Consider the following 24,126-nt stretch of genomic DNA (forward strand, 5'->3'; position numbering starts at 1 on the left):
CGCGCCGCGCCGCTACTTGCCCTTGCCCTTGACCTTGGCCTGGATCTGCCGCGCCTGCGTGAGGTGCTCGCGCAGCGTCGGGAGCGTCGCGGCGGCGAAGCTCTTCAGATCGGCGTCCTTCGCGTCCTTCGAGGCCTTCTCGAACCGCTCGACGTCGTCCTTGTGGTCATCGACCATCATGTTCATGTAATCCCGGTCGAACTCGGACCCTGTCTTCTTCGCCAGCTTGTCGACCTCCTCCTGGTGCTTCTTGTCGAGCTCCTGCGGCACGAGCATGCCTTTGCGCTCCGCGAGCTCGGTCAGCCGCTTGTTGATCGTCGTGTGATCGTCGATCATCCGCTGCCCGAAGCCCTTCACCTCCGGGGTCGAGGCGTGCTGCTGCGCGAGCTGCCCGAGCCGCACCTCCAGGAGCCCACCCTGGGACGCCTTCTCGATGAACTCGCGATCCGCCTTGGCGAGCGAGGGCTGCCCTTGCTGCCCCTGCTGCGCTCTTTGCCCTTGCTGCGCCGGCTGCGCCTTCTGTCCTTCCTGCCTCTGCTGCCCCGCTGCGTCCGGTAGCGCCGCCGAGATCGACAGGCCAGCCGAGAGAGCGACGGCGGTGAAGAGAACCTTGTTGAACATCGTGGCTTCCCCCTTGGTTGTTGTTCGCAGAACCCAGAGCGGCTCAGCGGTCCCGGCGCGGCCGGGCTCCGCTGCTCGGCGTCTGACGCCGAGGCGCCGGGTTTTTGTCGTGAGGCAAGGGCACCACGGCAAGGGGCGGGGTGCGCGTGGGCCCGCCCGGTCGCCGAGAAGTGGGCCGCGGGGGCGCGCGCCGTCTAGCCTTGCCCTCCTGTGGTCGGCGACTTCCTCAAGCGCCTCGTCAACGGCGTCGTGTTCCTGCTCGCCGCCCTGACCTTCTTCCTCGTCCCCATCGGCAGGAAGACGGCCGCGCAGCACCTCGTCGCGATCTTCTCGACGCCGCCGGCCAGGGAGGCCGCCTCGGCCTTCGCCCACATCGCGCGCCGCATCACCGCGGAGGCGCGCTCCGAGATCGACAAGCTCCGCCGCCCGCAGCCCGCGTCGCGCGAGCCGAGGCCGCCGTCGACCAAGGTGAAGCCGCCGTCCTGACGCGCGGCTGGCCGCCGCGCGCCGGCCTCAGCCCTTGCGCGGGTCCTTCACGTTCGGGTGCTCGTTGTAGAAGGCGTCGAGGCTCTCGCGGGAGATCTCCGCCTCGATGTCGCCGTCTCTCAGGATCTGAGCCTGACAGCCGAGGCGGCTCGTCGAGCGCACGTCGAAGGCCTTGTCGAGGATGTCTTCCTCGTCCTCGTCGGCCTCGCTGAGGAGCTCGCGCCCCTTCGTCACGTAGACGTGGCAGGTGGAGCACGCGCAGACGCCGCCGCATGCGTCGCCCTCGGGCGCGCCTACCGATTTCGACGCCTGGAGGATCGTCGAGCCCACCGGCGCCTCGACCTCCCACGTGCGGCCGTGAGCAAGAAAGCGAACCCTGGCCATCAGCTCCTCCTCGCCTCGGCGTCGGCCGATTCCCGGCGCGCGCCGCCCGCCTCGGCGTCGGACGGCGCGCGGCTCGCGTCGTTCACGCCCGCCGCGACGCCGGCCGGCGCGCCGTGCGCGTCCTGCCCGCCGTGCTCGTGCTCGGCCAGGTGCGCGTCCACGCCCTTCGCGGTCGCGACCTTGGCCTCGACGTCCTCGACCTTCCGGCCCGCGATCGCCTGCGCCACGGCGCGGTCCATCCGCCGCCCGGCCCACGCCCGCGTCGCCTCGTCGAGCGCCTCCGTGCGCGCCTGGATCAGCCCCGGCCTGTCCCCGCGGATGGCCGCGTCGAGCGCGCCGAGGGCGCCCTCGATCGCCTCGCGCTCGCCCTCCGCGAGCAGGTCGGCGTCCGCGGAGAGCGCCTTGCGCGTCGCCATCGCCACGCGCTCGGCCTCGACGCGCGCCTCGACCAGCCGCCGCTTGAGGAGGTCGTCCTCCCCGTGGTCGAGCGCCGACAGGAGCATGTCCTCCACCTCCTCGTCGGTCAGCCCGTAGCTCGGCTTGACCTCGACCTTCTGCTCGACCCCGGTCGAAAGCTCGCGCGCGGTCACGCCGAGCAGGCCGTCGGCGTCGACGCGGAAGGTCACCTCGAGCCGCGCCATGCCCGCGGGCATCGGCGGGATCCCCTTCAGCACGAAGCGCGCGAGCGACCGGCAATCGGCGGCGAGCTCCCGCTCGCCCTGCACGATGTGCAGGTCGAACCCGGTCTGGTTGTCGGCGTAGGTCGTGAAGACCTGCCGGGCCCCCGCCGGGATGGTCGTGTTCCGCGGCAGGATCTTCTCGGCGACGCCGCCCATCGTCTCGATGCCGAGCGACAGCGGCAGCACGTCGAGCAGGAGCACCTCGTCCGCGCGCTCCGCCGAGCCGGCCAGGATGTCGGCCTGGATGGCGGCGCCCAGCGCCACGACCTCGTCCGGGTCGATGTCCCGCAGCGGCTCCTTCCCGAAGAGCTTCGCCACGTAAGCGCGCACGTACGGCACGCGCGTCGCGCCGCCGACGAGGATCACGCCGTCGATGTCCCGGGCCTCGACCCCGGCGTCGCGCAGCGCGCGGCGGCAGGCGGCGCCCGTGCGCTCCAGGATCGGCGCGATGAGCGCGTCGAGCTCCTCGCGCGTGACGAGGACCCGCCGCGACGCCGGCCCGGCGCCGGCCGCCTCGCCCGGCTGCGCGGGCAGCTCGATCTCGACCTGCTCCGCGTCCGTCAGCGCGTGCTTGACGCTGCGGGCGGTGTCGAGCGCGAGCCGCACCACCTCGGGCGTGCGCCGGGTCGCCCCCATCTCCTCGAGCAGCCGCTCCGCGAGCGCCCTGTCCATGTCGTCGCCGCCGAGCGCGCTGTCGCCCCCGGTCGACTTCACCTGGAAGACGCCGTTGTCCAGCAGGAGGACGGTGATGTCGAACGTCCCGCCGCCGAGATCGTAGACGGCGAACAGGCCGTTCTGCTGCTTGTCGAGGCCGTAGGCGAGCGCCGCGGCCGTCGGCTCGTTGAGCAGGCGCAGCACCTCCAGGCCGGCCAGCCGGCCGGCGTCCTTCGTCGCCTGTCGCTGCGCGTCGTCGAAGTACGCGGGGACCGTGATCACGGCGCCGCCCACCGATCGGAGCTCGCGCTCGGCCGAGACGCGGAGCTCCTTCAGGATCTCCGCCGACACCTCGACGGGCGTCACGACCCGGTCCCGCACCTTGAAGCGCACGCTCTTCGCGTCGTCGGGGGTCTTCGGCTCCACGAACTCGTAGGGCCCGAGCCGCCGCGTCTCCGGATCGTCCGCGCCGCGGCCCATGAACCGCTTCACGCTGACGATCGTCTCGCGCGGGTGGCTCTGGGCGAGCCGCCGCGCGCCCTGGCCCACGATGGCGTTGCCGCGCTCGTCGTAGTGCACCACCGACGGGACGAGCCGCTCGCCGTTGCAGTCGTCGATGACCACCGGGCGGCCGTCGCGCACGCGGGCGACGAGCGAGTGCGTCGTCCCGAGATCGATGCCGATCGGGCTGGGCCTGGCCTTGGGGTCGTAAATCTCGAGGAGGGTCATGTCTGAACCGTGAGTTCTTCTTCGATTGCGCTCACTTCATCGAGGAACCGCCGGATGTAGCGGAGCTCGCTGAGCAAGGCGAGCACGCTCTTCAGGCGCGCCGGGTCGCCCCCGGCGTCCGTGAAGGCGCCCTGGATGGCGGCGAGGGTCGCCTGCTCGCGCGCCCGCATCGCGTCGCCGAGGCGCGAGACCCGCGCGCGATCGCGCCGCCGCGCCGCCTCGGCGAGCTCCTCGCGCGACTCCATCATCTCCATCAGCAGGGTGGGGGAGGCCTTCTGCTCGGCCTCCTCGCCCCGCGGGATGCCCGCGCGCTGGAGCAGCGCCTCGGCCCGGCGGATCGGGTCCCGGAGGACGCGTACGGCGTCGTTGGCCTCGATGGCGCGGCCGAGCGCGAGCCGCCGCTCGGCCGCGGGCGCGCCCGCGTAGCGATCGGGGTGGAGCGCGCGCGAGATGTCGCGGTGGCGCTGCTCCAGCGCGCGCAGGTCGAGATCGAACCGGGGCTCGACGCCCAGGGTGTCAAAGGGATCGGTCATGGCGTGCTCGGGGGGCGCGCCTCGGCGGCGAGGGCGGGCGCAGGCGGCGGCGGATCAGGCCACCGTGAACGAGTGTCCGCAGCCGCAGCGCGTCGCCTCGTTCGGGTTCTTGAACTTGAAGCCCTGGAACATGAGGGTCTTCTCCCAGTCGAGCACCGAGCCGCTCAGGTAGATGATGCTCTTCTTGTCGCAGAGGACGCGCACCGTGGGCCTGTCCGGCTCCGCGAACTCCAGGACGAGGTCACCGGGCCGGGGCGGGTTGTCCTCGAACTCGATGACGTAGGAGAACCCCGAGCAGCCGCCGCCGCGGATACCGACCCGGATCGCGCCCTCGGGCGTGCCGCGCTTCGCGAGCTGGGCCCGGATGGCCTGCACCGCGGCCTCGCTCACGCCGAGCGTCCGCTTCGGCCGGGCCTGCGCCTCGGCCGCCGCCCCGCTGTCCTCGACGGGCGCGGGCGCGGCGGTGCCCGCCGGCGCCTTCTGGGCCTCGGTGTCCGCCGCCCTGGTCGTGGTCGTCTCCTCGCTGCTCTGCATGGTGCTACTCCCTCTCCGGTGCGCCGGGCCGGCTCCGCCCGGCTGCCGGCGCTCTCACTCCGCGCCCGCCGCGGCGGAGGTGCCCTCGGCCGCCGGCTGCGGCGCGGAGAGCGCCTGCTTCGCCTGCTGCTTGGCCCGGAAATCGGCGATCGCGCTCTTGATCGCGTCCTCGGCGAGCACCGAGCAGTGGATCTTCACCGGGGGCAGGTGGAGCTCCTCGGCGATCATGCTGTTCTTGATCGTCTCCGCCTCGTCGACCGTCTTGCCCTTCAGCCACTCGGTGGCGAGCGACGACGACGCGATGGCCGATCCGCAGCCGAACGTCTTGAACTTCGCGTCCTCGATGACGCCGCCCTCGCCGACCTTGATCTGCAAGCGCATGACGTCGCCGCAGGCCGGAGCGCCGACGAGCCCCGTGCCGACGCGCTCGTCCTCCTTGTCGAGCGTCCCGACGTTCCGGGGGTTCTCGTAGTGCTCGATGACCTTCTCGCTGTATGCCATGGCTCTCTCCTCGACCGTTCCCTTCCTCTCGAAACCTTGATCTCAGGGGCGACGCGCCCCGCGCCGCCGCTCAGGCGCCCCTCAATGGGCCGCCCACTGCACGCTGTTGAGGTCGATCCCTTCCTTGTGCATCTCGTAGAGCGGCGACATGTCGCGCAGCGTGTTCACCTTCCGGACGACGAGGTCCGCCACGTGGTCGACCTCCTCTTCGGTGGTGAACCGCCCGAGCCCGAAGCGGATGGACGAGTGGGCGAGATCGTCGCCGATGCCCATCGCGTGGAGGACGTAGGAGGGCTCCAGGCTGGCGCTCGTGCACGCCGAGCCGCTGGAGACGGCCACGTCCTTGATCGCCATCATCAGCGCCTCGCCCTCGACGAAGCTGAACGAGACGTTGAGGTTGCCCGGCAGCCGCCGGTCGGGCGAGCCGTTGAGCTGGATGGCGTCGAGCTCCTTCCAGAGCCGCGTCCGGAGCCGCTCGCGCAGCGCGAGGATGCGCTCCGACTCCGCCCTGCCCTCCTCGATGAGGATCTCCGCCGCCCTGGCGAAGCCGACGATGCCGGGCACGTTGAGCGTGCCCGAGCGCACGCCGAACTCGTGGCCTCCGCCGTCCATCTGCGCGGTGAGGCGGACGCGCGGCTTCGACCTGCGCACGTACAGGCACCCGATGCCCTTCGGCCCGTAGATCTTGTGCGCCGTCACCGACGCGAGGTCGACCCCCATCTCCTCGACGTTGAAGGGGACCTTGCCGACCCCCTGCACCGCGTCGGTGTGGAGGAGGACGCCCTTCGACCTCGTGATCTTGCCGATCTCGGCGATGGGCTGGATCGTGCCGACCTCGTTGTTGGCGAGCATGATCGAGACGAGGATCGTCTTGTCGGTGATCGCCCGGGCGACGTCGTCCGGATCGACCATCCCGTGCCGGTCGACCTTGACGTAGGTCACCTCGAAGCCCTGCTTCTCGAGCCGCTTGCAGGTGTCGAGCACCGCCTTGTGCTCGATGACGCTCGTGATGATGTGGTTGCCCTTGTCCTTGTAGAACTCGGCGACGCCCTTGAGGGCGATGTTGTCGCTCTCGGTCGCGCCCGAGGTGAAGACGATCTCCTTCGGGTTCGACGCGCCGATGAACCGGGCGAGCGTCTCGCGAGCGCGGCCCACCGCCTCCTCCGCCGTCCAGCCGAAGACGTGGCTCCGGCTCGCGGCGTTGCCGAACTTGCCGCTGAAATACGGCAGCATGGCGTCGAGGACACGCGGATCGACCGGGGTCGTCGCGTGGTAATCCATGTAGATCGGAAGCTGGATACCCATGGTGTTCTCGCTCAACGGTGACTCGAGCCCTGGCGGCAAACCCCGTTGCCGCCGCGGATCCCGGCGACGAGCTCAGGCTCGGCCTGGCTCTTGTCGTGAAGATTGCAGTTCGTGCAGGCGGCGATGAGCTCCGCCGGGTCGCAGGTCTCGCAGGTGTCGAGGTACGCGAGGCTCGCCACGAGCTCGTGCTCGAGCGCCGCGAGGTGCGCGATCTGCCCCCGCACCTCCTCGAGCTTCTGCTGGTAGACGTCCCGGATCCGCGACATCGCCCCCGGGGCCGACGGGGCCGACTCCCAGGTCGAGACGATCTGCTGGATCTGGCTCAGCGACAGGCCGAGGTCGTGGAGCTTGCCGATCCACCGGACCCGGGTGAGGGCCGCCTGGTCGTAGAGCCGGTAGCGCCCCTTGGAGCGGGCGTGCGGCACGAGCAGGCCCACTTCCTCGTAGTGATGGATGGCCCGCACCGTCTTCCCGGTCGCCCTGGCGATGTCGCCCACCTGCAGGAGGCGATCCTCGCCTTCGGTGCAGTCCAGCAGGTCCGCCGCCGTGTCCGCCCGGGACGTACTTGCCTGGGACGTGCTGGACGTGCTGGACGCGAACGGCCCTCCGATGCTTTGCTCGTGGGCAACGGGAAGGTGGTGCCGGGTGGTCATCGATACATCGCGGGTGAAACCCTGACCCTTACGTACGCGTGAGGGTTGCGGACCTTGTAGGTCGCGGCGCCGGGACTGTCAACCGGGTTGTATGGGGCTCGGGGGGGAACACCGGAAGCAACGGGAAGCGGGCGCAGCGCGGGAGCTGAGCGCGGGCGCTGGAGAAACGCGGCGCGGCGGGGGGAGGGGCACCCCGCGGAGAGCCCGCTACCAGAGCCTGGAGCCCGCTGCCAGGCCCGTGCGCCGCGCGCCGCTCGGGTCCCGCCCGCCGGGGGCCGGGGCGTGCCGGAGCGATTGTTCAGATAGGTAGCTCCCTGGCGCCTCGGGCCGGCCGGCGGCTCCATAGGCCGGCGGGCAGCATCACGATCACGGTGCGACCGACCGGCGGCGGCTCCGTGGCGTGGGACGCTGCGCGGAGGGGGCGCGCTCGTGGCGACGGTGAAGGGACCTCTGCTGCGAGGAGCGCTCGCCTGGCGGGGTGGGACACCGACACCGACCTTGGGCCGCTTTCCAACGACACAGGAGCACCACGCGTGCGGTGTGGTTCTCAACCGCTGAGCACAGGAGAGCATCTTTTCTTCGCATCATCCGCCAGGCGTCACCCGCCAGAGCTCGCCAGGAGGCACAGCACAACCGCCAGAGCTCGCCAATCGACCCGGAATCGACCCGGAGACGAGCGTTCTTGGTCGCTCGCAGCGTCGCCGCCGACCCTTCAACAACGGGCTCTGCCGTGGCGACGCCATGCCTTGCACCGAATTGAAATTCCGTCCTGGGCGATTGTTCTATGCGCGGCATCTCACATTCCCCCATGGGGGTGGTCGGATGTCCTCCGGGGAGAAAAGCGGGAATAAAATGAATGATTTTCTTGCCTTGCCGTCCGCCGGGAAATCCCTCGGGGCAGCGCCGGCGACCATGCCTCCCCGGCTTTCTGCGGTGCTGGATCGGAGCACGGGAGAGCCCCGTTCACCCGCTCCGGCGTCTTGATGAATGCGACGCCAATCCAGAGCACCGAAGAACCCGTCATGCCTGGATCTTTCGATCGCATCGGCTCGGCGACGAGGGTCCAGATGTGCGCGCCGGTCGCCCCGCGGCATGCGGCCCTCGCGGCCGTCGTCGAGGGCACGCACCCTGTCATCCGCCGTGGCACGGGCGGCGCGCCTGGCAGCCACAGCAGTAGCCACTCCAGCGGCGGCCTGTCTGGAACGCACATGCCGGGTCCGTCCGTCATGTGCTACACCGGCCATTCCGGGATCGGAGACGTCAAGCCACGCAGCGCCGAGGATTCCCTGTTGAGCCCGCCATCGTGCGGACTCTTGCATCAGATTCCTCTTGCAACGAGCGGGAGGTCACCTCCTCAGGACTTTCATTCTTCTCAGGGCTTTCCCTCATGATGTTGCCGAGGGGCCGGCCGGCGCCGGCGTCCGCTTCGCACGCGCACGATGCGCCTTGTCCCCGCCGGAAAACGGCCGGGTTTCCGGCGTGCCGGTGTCCGTCCGGGATCGGAGCACGCATCGAGACAGCTTCGGATGCACAACGATGTTGGCAGCTCACGGCAGGGTCTGGTCTCGATGCGGATCGATGCCTTCAACGGCCGTGTCGTGCGGCCCGTCCGCGGGCTCCCCTGGAGCTCGGACGTTTGCATCTGCTGCGCCGGAGTGCCGTCTCCAGGACATCGAGGTGTCAGCGCGAAGTCATGAGGCCGTGGAGCGGCCCCGCCCAGGATTCGGTGATGTAGGTTGGTGTGTGCAGTGCGGCTGTACAACCGGCAGGGTGGAACGAGAACCTTGACTTTTTGCTCTTATTTCATTTCCCCATGCTCCCCACGCTGAACTGGTGTAGTAGGGGCGCACTGACGAAGGATCGTCCGTCATGATCACGAGCAACGAACCCCGCGATCTGCGCTGCATTCGAGAGGTGCGGAGCTCCCGAACGAAGGGTGAGCAATGGTAACTACGCTCACTGCGGTCATCCTCGCGCTGGTGATTTCCGGGGCAGTGACGCCTCTGGTGCGCCGTCTGGCGTTTCGGGTCGGGGCGGTGGACGAGCCGACCGCGCGGCGCGTGCACACGCGCTGCATTCCGCGCCTCGGCGGGCTCGCAATCGTGGTGGCTTTCGTGCTGCCCCTGTTCCTGCTGGTGGCGCTGCGCACGCAGATTGCGATGATGTGGTTCTCGCAGGGCTCGCTGGTCGTGGGCCTGCTCGCCGGCGGGCTGACGATCGCGGCGGCGGGGGCGTGGGACGACATCCGGGGAATGCGCGCGCGCCACAAGCTGCTCGCGCAGATCCTGGCGGCGTCGGTGGCGTGGGCCTTCGGGCTCCGCCTCGAGTGCGTGACGCTGCCGTACTTCGGGCACGTGTCGTTCTGGCCGTTCTCTTTCCTGGTGACGATCCCGTGGTTCGTCGCGATCATCAACGCGATCAACCTGATCGACGGGCTCGACGGGCTCGCGGCAGGCGTGGGCTTCTTCGCCTGCGTGGCCAACTTCATCACCGCGTACCTCGGCGGTTACCCGGGCAACCTGGTGATCTGCCTGCTCGCCGCGACGCTGGCGGGCGCGATCGTGGGATTCCTGTTTCACAATTTCCACCCCGCGACGATCTTCATGGGCGATACCGGGAGCATGTTTCTCGGGTTCATGCTCGCGGCGATTCCGCTGTTCGGCGTGGGCACGCACAAGGGCGGCACCGCGCTCGCGGTCATGGTGCCGCTGCTCGCGCTGGGGCTGCCGATCTTCGACATGATCTCGGCGATGGTGCGGCGCTTCATCGCCCGCCGGCCGATCTTCTCGGCCGATCGCTCGCACATCCACCACAAGCTGCTCGACAAGGGCCACTCGCACCGCGGCGCGGTGTTGATCCTGTACGGGCTGAGCCTCCTGTTCACGGTGGTCGCGCTGGTGGCGTATGTCGGCCGCTCGTACGAGATCGGCCTCGCGCTCGCGGGGTGCAGCGCGGTGCTCTTCATCGTGGTGCGCGCGGCCGGCTCGTTGGCCCTCTTCGGGGCGCGGGCGCGGGACGCCCGGCCGCCGCGCGAGGCCACGGTGGAGGCGCTGCGGCGCGCCGTGCCGCGGGCGCTGCTCGAGATCGAGGCCGCGAGCGGGGTGGAGAGGCTGCGCGGGGCGCTCGAGCGCTTCGCGAAGGAGGCGAAGCTCATGGCCCTGGAGGTGACCTCCGCGGGCGCCAACGGCAGCGCGCGCGTGCGGTCGTGGACGTGGGCGCAGGACACGGCGACGCCGCAGCAGCTCCGCGAGGCCGTGGTCGCGGCGTTCACGATCGAGCTGGGGGCCGAGACCGTCACGCTGCGCTTCCGCTGGGACAGCGAGGAGAGCGCGGTCAACCCGCAGGCGGACATGCTGCTGCAGCTCGTGGCCGACTCCGTGGAGCGCCTGCTGCGCCGCCCGCCGCCGCGCGCGCTCGAGCCGCTCACCCAGGGGCGCCTGTCGGTGGTGTGACGCCGTTCACCCCGCAGCCGACGCGCCCGCGTCGCTGCCCGTGACCGAGGAGATGTCGTGGAGATTGTCCGCTCGATCGTTCGCTTCAACAAGAAGACGAACGAGCTTTATTATCGGTTCACCAGCCGCACGCACTACTGGAAGGTCTACCAGGGCATGGTGGACGAGGCGGTCACGCCGGCCAGGGACGTGATCCACCTGGGCTGCGGGCCGCTGTGGTTCGGCAAGGTGGCGACGGTGCCGCTCGAGGGCAAGACGATCTACGCCGTCGATCCGGACGAGCAGGCGCTCGCGCAGAACCCGGCGACGCAGCGCATCTGCGCCTATGGCGAGTCGATCCCGCTGCCGGACGGCTGCGCGGACGTGGTCGCCGCGGACCACCTGCTCGAGCACCTGGAGAAGCCCGAGGCGGTGCTACGCGAGGCGCACCGGCTCCTGCGCCCGGGCGGGCGCTTCGTGTTCACGGCGCCGAACCTGCTCTCTTACACGGGCGTCGCGACGCACTGGACGCCGTACTGGTTCCACAAGTTCTACGTGGGCCTCTTGCGCGCGAAGAACGGCACCAGCAACGCCAAGCCGTACCCGACCTATTTCCGCATGAACACCGTGTGGGCCGTGGATCGCGTCGCCAGGGAGACCGGCTTTCGCGTGGACAGGCTCTACACGGGGGTCGATCACCCGACCTACACGGTGCTCTTCCCGGGGGTGCACCAGGCGGTGATGGCGATGCACCTCGTGCTCGACAAGGTCGAGGCGCTCGCGCCGTTCCGCATCACGCTCACCGGCAGCCTCGTGCGCGAGTAGGGCCCGGCGGGGGCCCCGCGCCGCCCACGCACCTCTTCGCCCGGGGGCCGGGCAGCGCGGCGAGGCCCCGCACCCGCACAATCCGGGACGAGCCCGGGCGACACGGGATCAGCGCCGGCTGCCCCTCCGCGCGACCTGCTCCAGGAGCGCTGCGTATTCGCGCGCGAGCGTGTCGCGATCGAACGAGCGAATGACGTGGTCCCGCCCGGCCTCGCCCATGCGCCCCCGCCGCGCGGGATCGGCGGCGAGGTCGACGATGGCTTGCGTCATGGCCGGCACGTCCTCCGGCGGCGCGAAGACGCCGGCCCGCGCCTCCTCGACGATGGCCCGCGCCTCGCCGTCCACGGAGATCACGATGGGCCGTCCCATGGCGAGGATCTCGAATATCTTGGAAGGGATGACCGTCTGGAAGAGCTCCGCTCGCCGCAGCGGGACCAGGCAGATGTCGGCCGTGGCGTAGACCTCCGGGATCGCGTCGCGCGGGAGCGCGCCGAGGAACGTCACGTTGGAGAGCCCGAGCTCCCGGGCGCGCGCCTCGAGGCTCGCGCGCTCCGCCCCTTCGCCGACGAACAGGAAGCGGAGATCGTCGCGCGCGCGGAGCCCGTTCGCCACGTCGAGCACGGCGGAGAGGCCGTGCGCCATCCCGTGCGTGCCCACGTAGGCGACGACGACGCGATCGCCGAAGCCGAGCCTCGCGCGCAGGGGCGTGTCGCGCGGGGCGGGCGTGAAGCGGCCGAGGTCCACGCCGTTGCGGATGATCTCGATCTTGTCCGCGGGCACGCCCCGCTCGATCAGCCGCTCGCGGAAGCGCCGGGTGACGACGACGATCTCGTCCGCCGCCCGGTAGAGGTGCTCCTCGACGAGCGTGAGCCCCCGCACGACCGCGTGGCCCTCCGGCAGGGCGCCCACGGCCACGATCGACTCGGGCCAGAGATCGCGCACCTCGAACACGAACGGCGTCCGGCGGAGCGCGGCGAGGCCGTAGCCGGCCACGGCCGACAGGAACTGCGGGCTCGTCGCGATGAGCACGTCGGCGCCGGGCAGGTCGAGCTGCGCGAGCGTGAGCGCGGACAGGGCGAAGGAGCCGTACGCGAGCGAGCGGCGCACCTTGCCCCGGTTGGCGGCGGCATAGATCCAGGTGCGGAGGACACGGACGCCGTGGAAGTCCTCCTCGACGCGGAGACGGCCGCGGTACTCGGGCGGGATCACCCCGGTCGGGTGGTTGGGCATGCCCGTGAGGACCGTGACCTCGTGCCCGTCACGTCGCCAGGCTCGGGCGAGCTCCGAGACGCGGGCAGCGGGGGCCCCCGGCTCGGGAGGGAAGTAGGGCGAGACGTAAAGAATGCGCATGGGTCGCGTGGCGATTCGGTCAGACCGTCCGGCGGAGCCCGCCTGGTGGAGGAGGTCTCCTCACGAGGAGGCGCTCGATCGCGCCGGCGGTCGGCTCCGCGGCGCGACCATACCAGATCGACGCGGCGTCTATCCGCCCGGCGCCGACCGCCGGCCGGGGCGCGGATCGCGCAGGCTCCCCCCGGCGCCCCCCCGTCGCACCGAGGCGAGGGACGCGAGCCCACGGCGGAGGTGCCTCGACAGCGAGGCGAGCACGAGCGCGGCGATCAGCGCGATCCCCAGCGAGACGGTGATCTTGAGCAGCGACGTGAGCTCACCTCGAAACTGGTTGTACGCGAACGAGGCGAGGCAGGCGGCCGTGGCGCGGATGATCATCGTCGCGTCGCGCGCGGCCGCCACGTTGAGCGGATGAAAGAAGAAGAGCGCGCTGAACACCGCGACCTCGATGAACGTGCCGAGATAGCCGAAGTTCAGGTACCCCTCCGCGGTGGCGCTCATCGCGAAGCCGCCCCCGTGACGCGCGAAATCGGGCGCTATCCACATGACGTAGCGTTGCCCCAGGCCGAGCGGCCGATCGGGCCAGATCGGCTTGGGCACCAGGATGAGAAACCCGTTGACCCAGCTCTCTCCGGGGTAGTGGACCAGGGAAGGCTTCTCGTTCGCCACGACGACCAGGTTCTCGTAGATCCGCCGGAATTCCCCGATATCCAGCACGTTCTCGGTCTGCTCGAGGTGCGCCATCGCCGAGGAGATCTGCGCCTCGAACCCTTCGCCTTGCTGGGCCCGGGCGCCCTGGATGGCGATGCCGTAAAAGAGGGCGCACACCATCCCGAGGGCCAGCCACAGGCGCCGGATCTGGATGCCGTAAGCGTGCAGGGCGAGCCCGATCGACAGGGCCGTCCAGACGAGGGGACCCCGCCGCCCGATCACGGTGTTGAAGAGGATGCTCACGAGCAAGCACGCCCCCGCGACGATCAGCACCCGCGGGGCGGGCAGACCGGCCTTGCGGAGCGAGGCGAGCCGGAGAAAGCAGTAGACGATCGCGATCCGGACCAGGTACCAGCCCGCGCCCAGCATCCCTTTGCCGTCCTCGGCGAGGTGCATGTCGCTGTAGCCGATCGAGAAGACCCGCCCGACGCCGATCGAGGCGAGCAAGGCCGCCACGAGCCCGAGCCCGACCACGCCCACGGCGATCGCCCCCCAGTCCTGGTCGAGCATCGCCCTCGGCCTGTCCGACGGGACCAGGAGCGCCGTGTTGGGGGGCTCCGGGACGCGGCTCATCGCGGTGCACACGAGCGCGCACGCGGCCGCGCCGGCGTAGGCGATCTGCATCGCCGCCGTGTCGCGGCTCGACAGCGTGAAGCTCGAGGACATCACGAGCCCCAGGACGGGCGCATAGCCGACGCTGAGGAAGTAGCTCGCCGGGACGTAGGTCTCCGGATCCAGCGGGTGGAAGCGCGGGCCGCCGGCGCGGGCGAGCGACGGGGCGATCAAGAGGAGCAGGAAGCCGAGCGTCCAGCCGCGCCCCTCGCCGAGCGCGCTCTCGAGGACAGGGCCGGTCGTCGCCAGCGCGGCGACGACGAGCGTCACCACGAGCCGCGAGCGGGCCTTCGGGCTCGCGCCGGCCGCCCCGGCGGCGCGCCCCGCGCCGCGCGCGCGCGGGAGCCGTGAAGAGAAGAACGACGGCGAGAGCAACGGCGGTGCTCCTCAGTTCGGCAGGGGAGGCGGGGGGGCGTCGCCCCCCTCGGCGGCCGCCGGCTCGGGGGTCGCCTGGTAATAGCCGTCCTTCTTGTAGCCGTAATAATGGTAGAAGCCGTATTCCTGCCGGTTCAGGTCGACGGCGTTCAGCACGGCCCCGATGACCTTGCCGCCGACGTCCTGCAACGACCGCGTGCCGTGGCGCGCGAAGTCGTGCGTCGTGGCGGCGGCGCGCACGACGAGCACGGCGCCGTCGACCTGCGTCGACAGCACGGCGCCGTCGGTGACCGCGACGATCGGAGGGCTGTCGATGATCACCCGGTCGAAGCGCTCCTGGAGCTTGCGGAGCAGCGCCTTGAAGCGATCGCTGTGCAGGAGCTCGGCCGGGTTCGGCGGGATGGGGCCCGCGGGGATGACGTAGAGGTTCTCCACCTCGGTCCTGAGCGCGGCCTCGTCGTCGACCACGGAGTCGTCGAGCAGCGCGCTGGTGACGCCGACCTCCGGCCCCTTGCCGAAGATCCTGTGGAGGCGCGGCCGGCGGAGATCGCAGTCGATGAGGACGACCCGCTGCCCGGCCTGCGCCATCGCGACGGCGATGCAGCAGCACACCGTCGTCTTGCCCTCGCTCGGGCCGGCGCTCGCGATGAGCAGCGTCTTGTACGGCCGATCAGGCGACATGAAGAGCAGGTTGGTCCGGATCGCGCGCGCAGCCTCGGCGATGCCGCTCGTCGGCTGATCGTGCACGATGAGCTCGCGGCGGCCCGGCTCGGCCGCGAGCTTGCCGCGGCGGCGCCCCCTGCGCGGACTGGCCTCCTTCCTGTCCTGCCTGTCGAACTCCGGCAGGAGGCCCAGGAACGGCAGCCCGAGCTCCCGCTCGACCTCATCCGGCGTCTTCAGCGTCCGATCGAGCATCGCCCGCCCCAGGGCCGCGCCGATCCCGAGGAGCAGCCCGGCCAGGACGCCCACCATGATGTTGACCGCCACGCGGGGCCGGAGCGCGGTGAGCGGGACATTGGGCCTGTCGAGGACGCGGATGTTGTTCACCCGCAACATCCGCTGCAGATCGCTCTCCTTCGTGCGCTCGAGGACGAGCTGATAGAGCTTCTCGGTGTTGTCCTTCGTCCGGCGCAGCCGGTCGTACTCGATCTTGAGGGAGTTCAGCTCGAACGCCTGCCTCCTCGCGTCCTCGATCAGCGCCGCGAGCCCCGCCTCCTGGCGCTTCACGATGGCGAGATCGCGGCTCACGGCCCCCTGGACGTTCTTGATCTCGGCGATCAGCGCGTTCCGGGTCGCGGCCAGCCGCTCGGTCGCGGCGCGGACGTCCGGGTGGTTCTCCCCCTTTCCGGCGCCGAGGAGGGCGTCGCGCTCGCGGACGGCCTCCTCGTGGCGCGCGCGCAGCATCTGGAGGACCGGGCTCTGGATGAGCTCGGAGGCGGGGACGGTGAGCGGGTCGTTCGGGTCGAGCTTCGACAGCTCGTGGTTGCGCGCGGCGTACTCCTCGCGCTTCGTGCGCACGGCCGTGAGCGCGTCGTTGAGCTGCTTCATCTCCTCGCGAAGCAGGTTCGTCTGATCCTCGAAATCGACGTCGAGGATGTTGTTGTTGAGCTTGTACTCGTGGAGCGACGTCTCGCTCGCCTCGAGATCGCCCTTCAGCTTGTCGAGCTGCGTCCTCAGCCACTCGAGCGCGGAGTTCGTCGAGGCGAGCGCGTCGTCCAGGTTCTGCTCGATGTAGATGTCGAGCAAGGTGGCGAGGATGCGCTGGGCCCGCTCGCGATCCGCGTCGTTGTAGCGGAGGACCGCCAGGCGGCTGTCCTTCACCGGCTCGACCGTGAGCCGCTCGCGCAGGAGGTCGGCGGCCTCCTCCGGGCTGACGGTCCTCGGCGCGGGGGGCGCCGCATCCCGCGGGAGATCGTCGAGGAAATACACATCGTTGTGGAGGTTGAGCTGCGCGACGACCGCCAGCGCCACCCGCATCGAGCGGATGATCTTGTATTGAGTCTCGTAGTACTCGCGGTTGTTCCAGTACGAGCCAGCGCCCATGTCGACCACGGTGTCGACATCGCGGCCGAGCGGCCGAGGGGGGTTCGGGTCGAACTGCACCGTCGCCGACGACTGGTAGATCTTCTTCTGTCCGAGCGTGTAAAAGGTGACGCTGAGGGCGACGAAGACCAGGGTCGTCAGCGCGATGGCCCAGTGCTTGCCGACCGCGCGCAAGGCCGCGACGAGATCGAAAACGCGCTCGCCAGGGGCGTCATTGCGGTGGGCATTCGGGGAGGAAGCTCTGGTTTCGTCGGCCATAAGTCGTGCGCTCGCGGCGCTTTCATCGAGGTAGAGGTCCGCGCGGGGGGCTAGGGTGCTTCCCGGGCCCCAAAAATTCAAGCTGGCGATCCGAATCCGGGGCGTATGTGGGGCAAGGTACGCTTCGCGCTGAATGCGGCCTCGTCCGTGGAGCGGAGAGCCGTCGCACTCCGTGTGCGGTGGTACCTCCACGGCGATGGAGTACACTCTCGCCGCGCGCCGCGCGGGCCAGAGCAGAATGCGCGCCCGGACGACCAGAATGGAACGATCGGCCATCGTAACACGCGTCGCGGCGGCGATCTCGGTGGGCTCCTCGCTCCTGCTCGACGGCGCCGTCGCCTCCGCCGACTGGCGCGCTGCGCGCCACGACCCGCAGCGCACGGGCGCCACGGAGTCGACGAGCAATATCCTGAAGCCGGCGCCCTACTGGCGGGCGTACCTCGGCGGCGTGCTCGCGTCGTCGAGGGTGCTCGCCGGCGACGTGGACCAGGACGGCGAGATCGACCTGCTCTTCGTGTCCGGCGGCCGCGTGGTGCGCTCCGACCCGCGCGGGACCACCCGCTGGAGCACCCCGTCGATGGACCTCCAGATGCTGCACGCCGTCGAGGATCTCGACGGCGACGGGCGGCTCGAGGCGGTGGCGCTGAGCGGCGCGGGGGCGGCGGTCATCGACGGCGCGAGCGGGGCCGTCCTGTGGCGCGAGAACGCCTCGGAGCTCGGGTCGCTCGGCGCCGCGCGCCTCGCCGACTTCGACGGCGATGGCCGCCCCGACCTCTTCCTCGACGAGTGCGGCTGCTGCTCGGTGCGGACCGACAGCCCGGGCGTGATCTACAGCTTCGCGCGGGGGTTCGGCGCCGTCGAGAGGCTGCCCTCCCTCCCGCGCCGCGATCACTGCAGCGCCGGGGTCGACACCGTGGGTGACTGGAACGGCGACGGGATAGCCGATCTCCTGCTCTCCTCCCATGACCGGATGTTCTTCGTGTCGGGGACAGGGCAGGTGTTCGCGGAGTCGGCCAGCATCGGCGCTCACCTCGGCGGCGCGGTGTGCGAGGCCGTGTCCCTGCGCGACGGGTCGAGCCCCGGCCAGCGCGCGCTCTGCTTCCAGAATCGCGTCTACGGCGTGCAGGGGGCGCGCGCGGTCAGCCTGCTCGCGTACAGGCCGGGCGAGAGCCCCTCGCTGGTGCTCGTGTGGCGCAGGACGCTCAGCCCGAACGAGGGCGGTGACGCCCGCGCCCCGACGCGCCTCTCCTGGGATCTCGACGGCGACGGCGCGCTCGAGGTGCTGGCGAGCGGCAAGTCCGGGGATGCCTGGGCGACGTACGTGCTCGACGCGGCCTCCGGCGCCGAGCTCGCCGTCATCCCCGACGAGATCGCGCAGGGCGCGATCGCGGGCGACGCCGGCGCCGAGCGATGGATCCTCTCCTCGCGCGAAGAGCGGGTGTCCGCATTCCGCTTCAGGCGCGGGGCGAGCCCGCCGGTCGAGCGGCTCTTCTCGCTCCACGGAGAGCGGGTGCGGACACGGATCGACTGGTCGAGGGCGCGAGAGACGAGCCTCGGCGCCGCGCTCGTCACGCCGGATCTCACGGGCGACGGGCTCGGCGAGCTCGTGCTCGAGGCCACCTCGGAGCCCGTGGCGCTCACCGCCTACGAGGTGCTCGGGGGCCAGGCGTCGATGGCCGCGGTCTATCCCGTCGAGCCCGGCGTCGGCCTCGCCGCGCTCGACGTGCCCCCGGCGACGTCGCCGGCCTCGCCGCGGCTCGTCGTCTCCCGCGACGACGGGTTCGTCTCGCTGCTCGACGCCTCGCTCGCGCCCACGAACCTCGTGCAGGAGGGGCGCGAGATCCTGCCGGGGCTGCGCGCCGGCGGTTACAGCACGGGGCCGGGCGCCTTCATCGAATTCGGCCGCGCCCCGCTCGCGGCGCGGCTGTTCCCGGGCGACACGGCGGACAGCGTCGTCGTCGTCGACAGCCGGGGAGACCTCGTGCGGCTCGACGCCAGGGGCGCGAGCAACGTCGCCCCGGCCAAGGTCGCCTGGCGCGCGATGGACGCCTTCGGCGCGTCCATCGTCCCCGCCGAGGGCGGCTCGCCGGCGACCCTCGCGTGCTTCCGGCGGCGACGCCCGCTCACCGATCCGGCGAGGTACTCCGTCGCGACGCTCGACGCGAACGGCCGGCAGACGAGCGAGATCGCCCTGGAGAAGCCGCCGGCGTGGGACGTGCTGCACGGCGACGTCGACGGGGACGGCGCGCTCGAGCTCGTGGCGATCACGGCCGATCCGACCCTGAGCACCGAGGTCCTCGCGCTCGATCCGGGCGGCGGCGTCCGCTGGAGGCACGGCATCCGCGCCTCGGCCGGGACCCAGGCGGCCGCCATCGCCGACTGGGACGGGGACGGCGCGGACGACGTCGCCGTGGCGATCGACGCCGCCCGGGTGCTCTCGGGCCGGGACGGGAGCCCCCTCGGCCAGAGCCCCGAGCAGCTCACCTACTTCATGCCGATCCTCGCCGACGTGTCCGGGGGGCCGCAGCTCGAGATGACGCTCCAGGGAGGGCGCTACCCTGCCCGGACGCTGCCGCACGACCTCGGCGTCGCGCTCTGGCGGAGCGCGGACGACGACCGCCCGTACCCCCACGGCGCCATCGCCCGGTGCGGGCGCAGGTCGCTCCTGGTCGAGGGCTCGTTCATGCGGCCGTCGCGCCTCACGATCACCGAGCTCTCGGGCCCCACGGCCGGCGCCTCGCGCGCCCTCGTGCTCGCCGGCGACGCCGCCTTCGCCGACGAGCAGGCCGCGGCGCGCTCGGGCGCCGCCCTGGGCCAGCTCGGCGACGTGGCGATCTCGCGGAACCTCACGGGGCGCGTCTCCGACGGCTCCACGGCCGTGGTCGGCTCCACGAACGGCTTCCTTTACGCGATCGATGTGTGCTCGGCGCGCCTCGTGTGGTCCTACGCCTTCGGCGATCCGGTCGGCTCCCCGATCCTCGCGGACACGGACGGCGACGGCCACGACGACATCGTCGTGAGCGTCGCCGACGGCTACCTCTACAACCTGCGGCACGAAACCCTGCCGGCGCCCGAGCTCGTGTGGGACGTCGACCCGCGCTCGCCTGACGCCGACGAGGACGTCGACGAGATCGAGACCACGGACACGCTCCACGTGAGGTGGTCGCGGGTCGCTTCGGCCTCGTCCTACCAGGTGGCGGTCGTCGGCGGTCGAGGGGAGTACGTGAGCTCGCCGGCGTGGCAGGACGTCGGCGACGTCTCCGAGGCCTCGATCCGCGGGCTGCCGCTCCTCGACGGGGCGAAGTACTACGTGGGCGTGCGCGCGGTCTCGGCCGCGGGGCTCTCGCCGGATCGCGGATCGGACGGCGTGCTCGTGCGCATGCCGCAGGGCGAAGGGAGCGGCGGCGCGGGGGGCACGGGCGGCGACGCCTCCGCGGGGGGCGCCGGCGGCGAGGGCGCGGGCGGCGCGGCCGGCGCCGGCGGCGGGGGCACGGGGGGCGAGGCCGCCGCCGCGCCCGTGCCCGACGACACGCTCCTGTACGGCCGTGGCTGCGCGTGCTCCGAGGCGCCGGGGCGGCTCGGGGCCTCGTGGGCGGCCGGCCTTGGCAGCCTCGCCGTCGCGCTCCTCGCCCTGGCCAGGGCCCACGCCTCGCCCGGGCGGCCGGCGCGCCGCGGGGCCGGGCGCGGCGCGGCGCGCCGGCCCGGGGCGCGCGCAGGCCGCCTGCGGCCTACGGGGTGAGCGCGGGCGACAGCGCCTTGGCCTTCTCGTCGAGGATGCGCCGGCGCAGCTCGGGGTCGTCGCCGCCGCGCCGGTGCAGCACACGCTCCAGCGCGTTCGCCGCCTCGACGTGGGCGCCCGCCTCGCTCGCGGCGCTCGCCAGCTTGAGCAGCCGCTCCTCCGTCGGCTCGTCCTGCGCCGCCCGCGCGAAGTGGGTCACGGCCGACGAGTAGTCCTTCCGCGCGGCGAGCAGGTCCCCGACCCAGGTGGACGCCGCCGCGCACGCCGAGGGCGAGCTGCACGACGCGGACAGGAGATCGCGGATCGCGGGGAGGAGCCGCTCGGGCGAGGGCATCTGCGCCGCCGCCGTGACCCGCAGGCGAAGGCAGCCGGGCCGGTTGTCCAGCCGCTCGCAGCTGCCCGCGAGCAGCCGCTCCGCCTCGGCGCTCTCCTTGCGCAGCAGGAGGCGCCGCGCCCGCAGCTGGACCGCGAAGAACGAGCTCTCCTTGCGGCCCTGGATCGCCGCGGCGTGCGCCTCGATCTGCTCCTCGCAGGCGGCGCGCCGCGCCGCGGCGCCCTCCGCGCCGCCGCAGCGGGGGGAGCCCGGGTCGTCCAGCATGGCGAGCAGCGTGTCGCCGGCCGCCCAGCGGGCGCCGATGCGGTCCGGGGCGCGCGCGATCGCCTCCTCGGCGCACCGGAGGCGCAGCCCCTGGTCGCCCTGGCGCTCCCAGGCGATGGCCATCCGCTCGAGCATCTCGGCCCCGGCCTCGCCCTCCGGCACGGCCCGCACGAGCTCTTCCCAGCGCCGGGCCCACTGCAGGGCGAGGCGCGCGGCCGCGCTGGTCACGCGGGGGTCGTCCTCCACCGCGAGCCGGAGGCTCAGGAGCGCCTGCTCCGTGGCGCCGCGCGACGCGAGCACCTCCGCGAGCAGGAGGTGGGCGCGGCCGTGGCGGCGCGAGCGCTCGAGCGTGCGCTGGAGCCAGGGGATCGGGCTCTCGCTCCGGCCCTTCATGGCCACGACCGCGCCGAGCAGCGGGAAGTAGGGCTCCGCCGGGTGGCGGAGCATCGCCGCGCGGAGCTCGCCGCGGAAGGCTCCCCAGCCGGCGCCGCTGGCCGCGTCCGCGTCGCTCAGCGCGCGCAGCGCCCGGCGGTCATGGTCGACGTCGCGGGCGCCGAAGCGCACCATCAGGGCGACGAGCGCGAGCCCGGAGGCCGCGGCGCACGCGGGGAGCCCGAGCGCGCGCCACCGCGCCGCGCCGGGCTCCTCCGCCGGGGCCTCGCGCCGCCGCCGCTCGGGGTGGGCCTCGCCCCAGAGCGAGCCGAGCGTCGCCGTGAGCGCGATGGTCACGCCGGGCACCTCGAGCCCGAGATCGAACAGGTTCTGGGCGAGGAGCACCACGCAGCCGACCCAGGCGCCCACCGCCGCCGTGCTCCCCCTGAGGGCGATCTTGCCCGGGCGAAACGCGACGCCGAGCGCGCCGAGCGCGAGCGCCGCCGCCGGGATGCCCCACTCCGCCGCCCACTGGATCACGAAGTTCTCCGCGTGGGTGAACACGATGTTCCCCGGCGCCCTGCGGTACGCGGGGAACACCGTCTCGAACGCGCCGCGCCCGATGCCGAGGAGCCAGTGGTCCGCGAGCAGCGGGAGCGTCGAGTGGAACAGCGACAGCTTGTCGAGGTTGTCGTCCGCGATCTCCGTGAGCGTGTGGTTCGTGGCGGCGAGCGCGGCGAGCAGCGCGCCGCCGCCGATGGCCACGCCGAGGAGCCAGGCCGCCCGGCGCCTCTCGCGCCCGCCCAGGCGACGCCTGCCGCGCCGTCGCCACGAGTACAGCGCGAAGAGGGCGAGGCCGAGCGGCAGCACGAGCAGCCCTCCGCGGGACGACGCAATGATGCCGACCCCCACGATCGTGGTGAGCCCGACCCCGGTGGCCCAGACAGGGAGGATCGGCCTGCTCGTGAGCAGCAAGCCGACGCCCGAGAGGATCCCGAGGTTCAGGTACCCGGCGAGGTTGTTCGGGTTGAGCAGCGGCCCGACGTGCCACGCCGCGACCGAGAAGCGCGGCTGATAGAGGCCGAAGACCTTCGTCGCGCCGAGGAGCCCGTGGGCGATCGTGGTGAGCGCGGCGAGGAACGCGCTGCTGAAGACGATGGCGATCACGAGCCGCGCGCCGCGCCTCGCCCCGACGAAGGCGGCCGTGATGAAGACGCCGGCATACGTGAGCCATTTCGCGGCCTCCACCAGCGTGGCCCCGGGGTCGAGCGAGAGGCTGGCGACCGCCGGCGCCGCCTCCCCGAGCGGCAAGAGGGCGCGCGACCAGACATCGGCGCTCGCCGGCGAGAGGCGCGCGAGCCAGGCGAGCGGCAGCGGCGCCGCCTGCAGCAGCGTATATGCCGTCAAGCCGAGCAGCGTGATCGCTGGCAGCGACCTCCCCGGGGAGCGCCCGCCCGTGAGCGCGCTGGCACGCAGAGAGAGCGCCGCTGCGACCGCGGTGACCGAAGACACCAGCGCCAGCGTGGGCGTATGCACGGCGCCGATGGCGAGCACGGACCCGGCGATCGTGGCCGCGAGCAGCCATGGGATCACGCGCTCGGCGAGCGGCGCGGCCCCTCCTGGACGGCTCCACGACGCGGCGCTCATCGAGCGCCGGCGCGCGCCCGGCGACCTCGGCGTAAGGCGTGTGTAGTCCGGCTCCACGGCCCGCCAGGGTAGTCGATCTGGGTCGCTGCGGGGCGAGATCGCTCACGACAGGAGAGGTCTCAATCGCGCGCTGTGTGGACAGAGCGAGTATCGGAGGACAGTCGTCCTCTCCTCCTCATCGACGCTGGAAATCGCGTGTTCCTGCGCGCCCCGGACGGGGCCATCGTGATGGGCGAGGACGGGCTCCCACGCCGCGCCTGCGCAGGGCGGCCGAGGACGATGCTCGCGCGGCGGCCCCGGTGATGTAGAGTGCGCCGCGTGCTCACGATCGCGCCTCATCCGCTGCTCGACGCCGCCGCCTTTGTCACGACCTTCCCCGCGCCGCTCGGCGAGCTGCCGGTGAGCGAGGCGCTCCGCGGCCTCCTGTCCGGCGAGGCCTCGGCCCCGTTCCGCTCGGACGACGCCGTGCGCGCGGCCGTCCGCGACCTCCTCCGGCACGGCGGCTACAAGCCGACGGGCCGGGGCAAGCCGGCCTCCGAGTACCTCCTCCGCGCCGCGGAGGGCGGCTCGCTCGCGTCCATCAACGCGGCCGTCGATGCGTGCAACGCCGTGTCGTTGCACACCGGGCTGCCCATCAGCGTCATCGACCTCGACCGCGCGGCGCCGCCGCTCCGCATCGACGTCGCGCCCGCCGGCGCCCGCTACGTGTTCAACGCTTCAGGGCAGGAGATCGATCTCGCGGGGCTGCTCTGCGTCTTCGACGCGGAGGGCCCGTGCGCGAACCCGGTGAAGGATGCGCAGCGGACGAAGACGCACGCCGGGACGACGCGCACGCTCTCGGTCCTCTGGAGCAGCCGCGCGCTGCCGGGCCGCGCCGCGGAGGCGGCCGCATGGTACAGGGAGCTGCTCGCCGGCGTCGGCGCGGCGACGTCGGACGCGCCCGTGGCCGCCTGAGGCATCTGCGGGCGATGGGGCGCTCCGGGGGCTCACCGGAGGGGCTGAAGTGCAGGCGAGCCAGAAATGGGGCTCGCCGGAACGCAAGCCCCGGAGGTGAGCCCCGGAGCGCCCCACCGCCCGCAGGCGCGTGC

17 protein-coding genes are annotated in these 24,126 nt (G+C 72.0%); 5 read left to right on the plus strand and 12 right to left on the minus strand.

Annotated elements, in window-relative coordinates; all coding sequences use genetic code 11:
• Window positions 1-12 precede the first annotated feature (12 nt).
• A complete protein-coding gene (locus WMF31_RS04715) occupies window positions 13-621 on the minus strand; it encodes a DUF4142 domain-containing protein (RefSeq protein WP_436600782.1) in 609 nt (202 codons plus the stop codon).
• A gap of 210 nt (window positions 622-831) precedes the next feature.
• Here WMF31_RS04715 and WMF31_RS04720 point away from each other — a divergent pair, with 210 nt between their 5' ends.
• On the plus strand, window positions 832-1,107 hold the full coding sequence (locus WMF31_RS04720) for a hypothetical protein (protein WP_436600783.1): 276 nt from the start codon (window positions 832-834) through the stop codon (window positions 1,105-1,107).
• A gap of 27 nt (window positions 1,108-1,134) precedes the next feature.
• Here WMF31_RS04720 and WMF31_RS04725 read toward each other — a convergent pair whose 3' ends face one another.
• The 7 genes from WMF31_RS04725 to WMF31_RS04755 all read right to left on the minus strand — a co-directional run bounded on the left by WMF31_RS04725 (window position 1,135) and on the right by WMF31_RS04755 (window position 7,080).
• Window positions 1,135-1,491, minus strand: coding sequence for a 2Fe-2S iron-sulfur cluster-binding protein (locus WMF31_RS04725; RefSeq protein WP_436600784.1), 357 nt, complete (start codon window positions 1,489-1,491; stop codon window positions 1,135-1,137).
• Window positions 1,491-3,554 carry a Fe-S protein assembly chaperone HscA gene (gene hscA, locus WMF31_RS04730; RefSeq protein WP_436600785.1) on the minus strand — a complete coding sequence of 688 codons (2,064 nt, stop codon included), beginning with the start codon at window positions 3,552-3,554 and terminating at the stop codon, window positions 1,491-1,493. Before hscA ends, WMF31_RS04725 begins: the two co-directional genes overlap by 1 nt.
• A complete protein-coding gene (hscB, locus tag WMF31_RS04735) occupies window positions 3,551-4,087 on the minus strand; it encodes a Fe-S protein assembly co-chaperone HscB (protein ID WP_436600786.1) in 537 nt (178 codons plus the stop codon). The genes hscA and hscB overlap by 4 nt, the downstream gene beginning before the upstream one ends.
• A gap of 54 nt (window positions 4,088-4,141) precedes the next feature.
• Complete coding sequence (locus tag WMF31_RS04740) at window positions 4,142-4,621, minus strand: HesB/IscA family protein (RefSeq protein ID WP_436600787.1); 480 nt, start codon at window positions 4,619-4,621, stop codon at window positions 4,142-4,144.
• Window positions 4,622-4,675: 54 nt separating this feature from the next.
• Window positions 4,676-5,122, minus strand: a complete 447-nt coding sequence (iscU, locus tag WMF31_RS04745; protein WP_436600788.1) for a Fe-S cluster assembly scaffold IscU — start codon at window positions 5,120-5,122, stop codon at window positions 4,676-4,678.
• Window positions 5,123-5,203: 81 nt separating this feature from the next.
• The gene (locus WMF31_RS04750) at window positions 5,204-6,421 is read right to left on the minus strand and encodes an IscS subfamily cysteine desulfurase (protein ID WP_436606520.1); all 1,218 of its coding nucleotides are present in this window, start codon (window positions 6,419-6,421) and stop codon (window positions 5,204-5,206) included.
• Between the two features lie 17 nt (window positions 6,422-6,438).
• The gene (locus WMF31_RS04755; RefSeq protein WP_436600789.1) at window positions 6,439-7,080 is read right to left on the minus strand and encodes a MerR family transcriptional regulator; all 642 of its coding nucleotides are present in this window, start codon (window positions 7,078-7,080) and stop codon (window positions 6,439-6,441) included.
• Window positions 7,081-9,023: 1,943 nt separating this feature from the next.
• Here WMF31_RS04755 and WMF31_RS04760 point away from each other — a divergent pair.
• Together WMF31_RS04760 and WMF31_RS04765 are read left to right on the plus strand one after the other, a co-directional pair.
• Window positions 9,024-10,532 (plus strand): glycosyltransferase family 4 protein, encoded by a 1,509-nt coding sequence (locus tag WMF31_RS04760; protein WP_436600790.1) that lies wholly within the window; start codon window positions 9,024-9,026, stop codon window positions 10,530-10,532.
• 57 nt (window positions 10,533-10,589) lie between these two features.
• The gene (locus WMF31_RS04765) at window positions 10,590-11,336 is read left to right on the plus strand and encodes a class I SAM-dependent methyltransferase (protein ID WP_436600791.1); all 747 of its coding nucleotides are present in this window, start codon (window positions 10,590-10,592) and stop codon (window positions 11,334-11,336) included.
• A gap of 108 nt (window positions 11,337-11,444) precedes the next feature.
• Here the strand turns inward: WMF31_RS04765 and WMF31_RS04770 are convergent, their stop codons facing one another.
• The 3 genes from WMF31_RS04770 to WMF31_RS04780 form a co-directional block, all read right to left on the minus strand.
• Window positions 11,445-12,686, minus strand: a complete 1,242-nt coding sequence (locus WMF31_RS04770; protein WP_436600792.1) for a glycosyltransferase family 4 protein — start codon at window positions 12,684-12,686, stop codon at window positions 11,445-11,447.
• Window positions 12,687-12,815: 129 nt separating this feature from the next.
• Window positions 12,816-14,381: a hypothetical protein gene (locus WMF31_RS04775; protein ID WP_436600793.1), complete on the minus strand. Its 1,566-nt coding sequence runs from the start codon at window positions 14,379-14,381 to the stop codon at window positions 12,816-12,818.
• A gap of 12 nt (window positions 14,382-14,393) precedes the next feature.
• The gene (locus WMF31_RS04780; protein WP_436600794.1) at window positions 14,394-16,682 is read right to left on the minus strand and encodes a GumC family protein; all 2,289 of its coding nucleotides are present in this window, start codon (window positions 16,680-16,682) and stop codon (window positions 14,394-14,396) included.
• Window positions 16,683-16,941: 259 nt separating this feature from the next.
• Here WMF31_RS04780 and WMF31_RS04785 point away from each other — a divergent pair, with 259 nt between their 5' ends.
• Entirely contained in the window at window positions 16,942-20,421 is a 3,480-nt protein-coding gene (locus WMF31_RS04785) for a hypothetical protein (RefSeq protein ID WP_436600795.1), read from the plus strand.
• Here WMF31_RS04785 and WMF31_RS04790 read toward each other — a convergent pair.
• A complete protein-coding gene (locus tag WMF31_RS04790) occupies window positions 20,411-23,038 on the minus strand; it encodes an O-antigen ligase family protein (RefSeq protein WP_436600796.1) in 2,628 nt (875 codons plus the stop codon). The two genes, WMF31_RS04785 and WMF31_RS04790, sit on opposite strands and share 11 nt — an antisense overlap.
• A 318-nt stretch (window positions 23,039-23,356) precedes the next feature.
• On the opposite strand from WMF31_RS04790, the gene WMF31_RS04795 reads away from it, so the two are divergent.
• Window positions 23,357-23,992: a phenylalanine--tRNA ligase beta subunit-related protein gene (locus tag WMF31_RS04795; RefSeq protein WP_436600797.1), complete on the plus strand. Its 636-nt coding sequence runs from the start codon at window positions 23,357-23,359 to the stop codon at window positions 23,990-23,992.
• Window positions 23,993-24,126 lie beyond the last annotated feature (134 nt).

The sequence above is a fragment of the Sorangium sp. So ce1036 genome (genome assembly GCF_051369805.1).
Classification (GTDB): domain Bacteria; phylum Myxococcota_A; class Polyangia; order Polyangiales; family Polyangiaceae; genus Sorangium; species Sorangium cellulosum_F.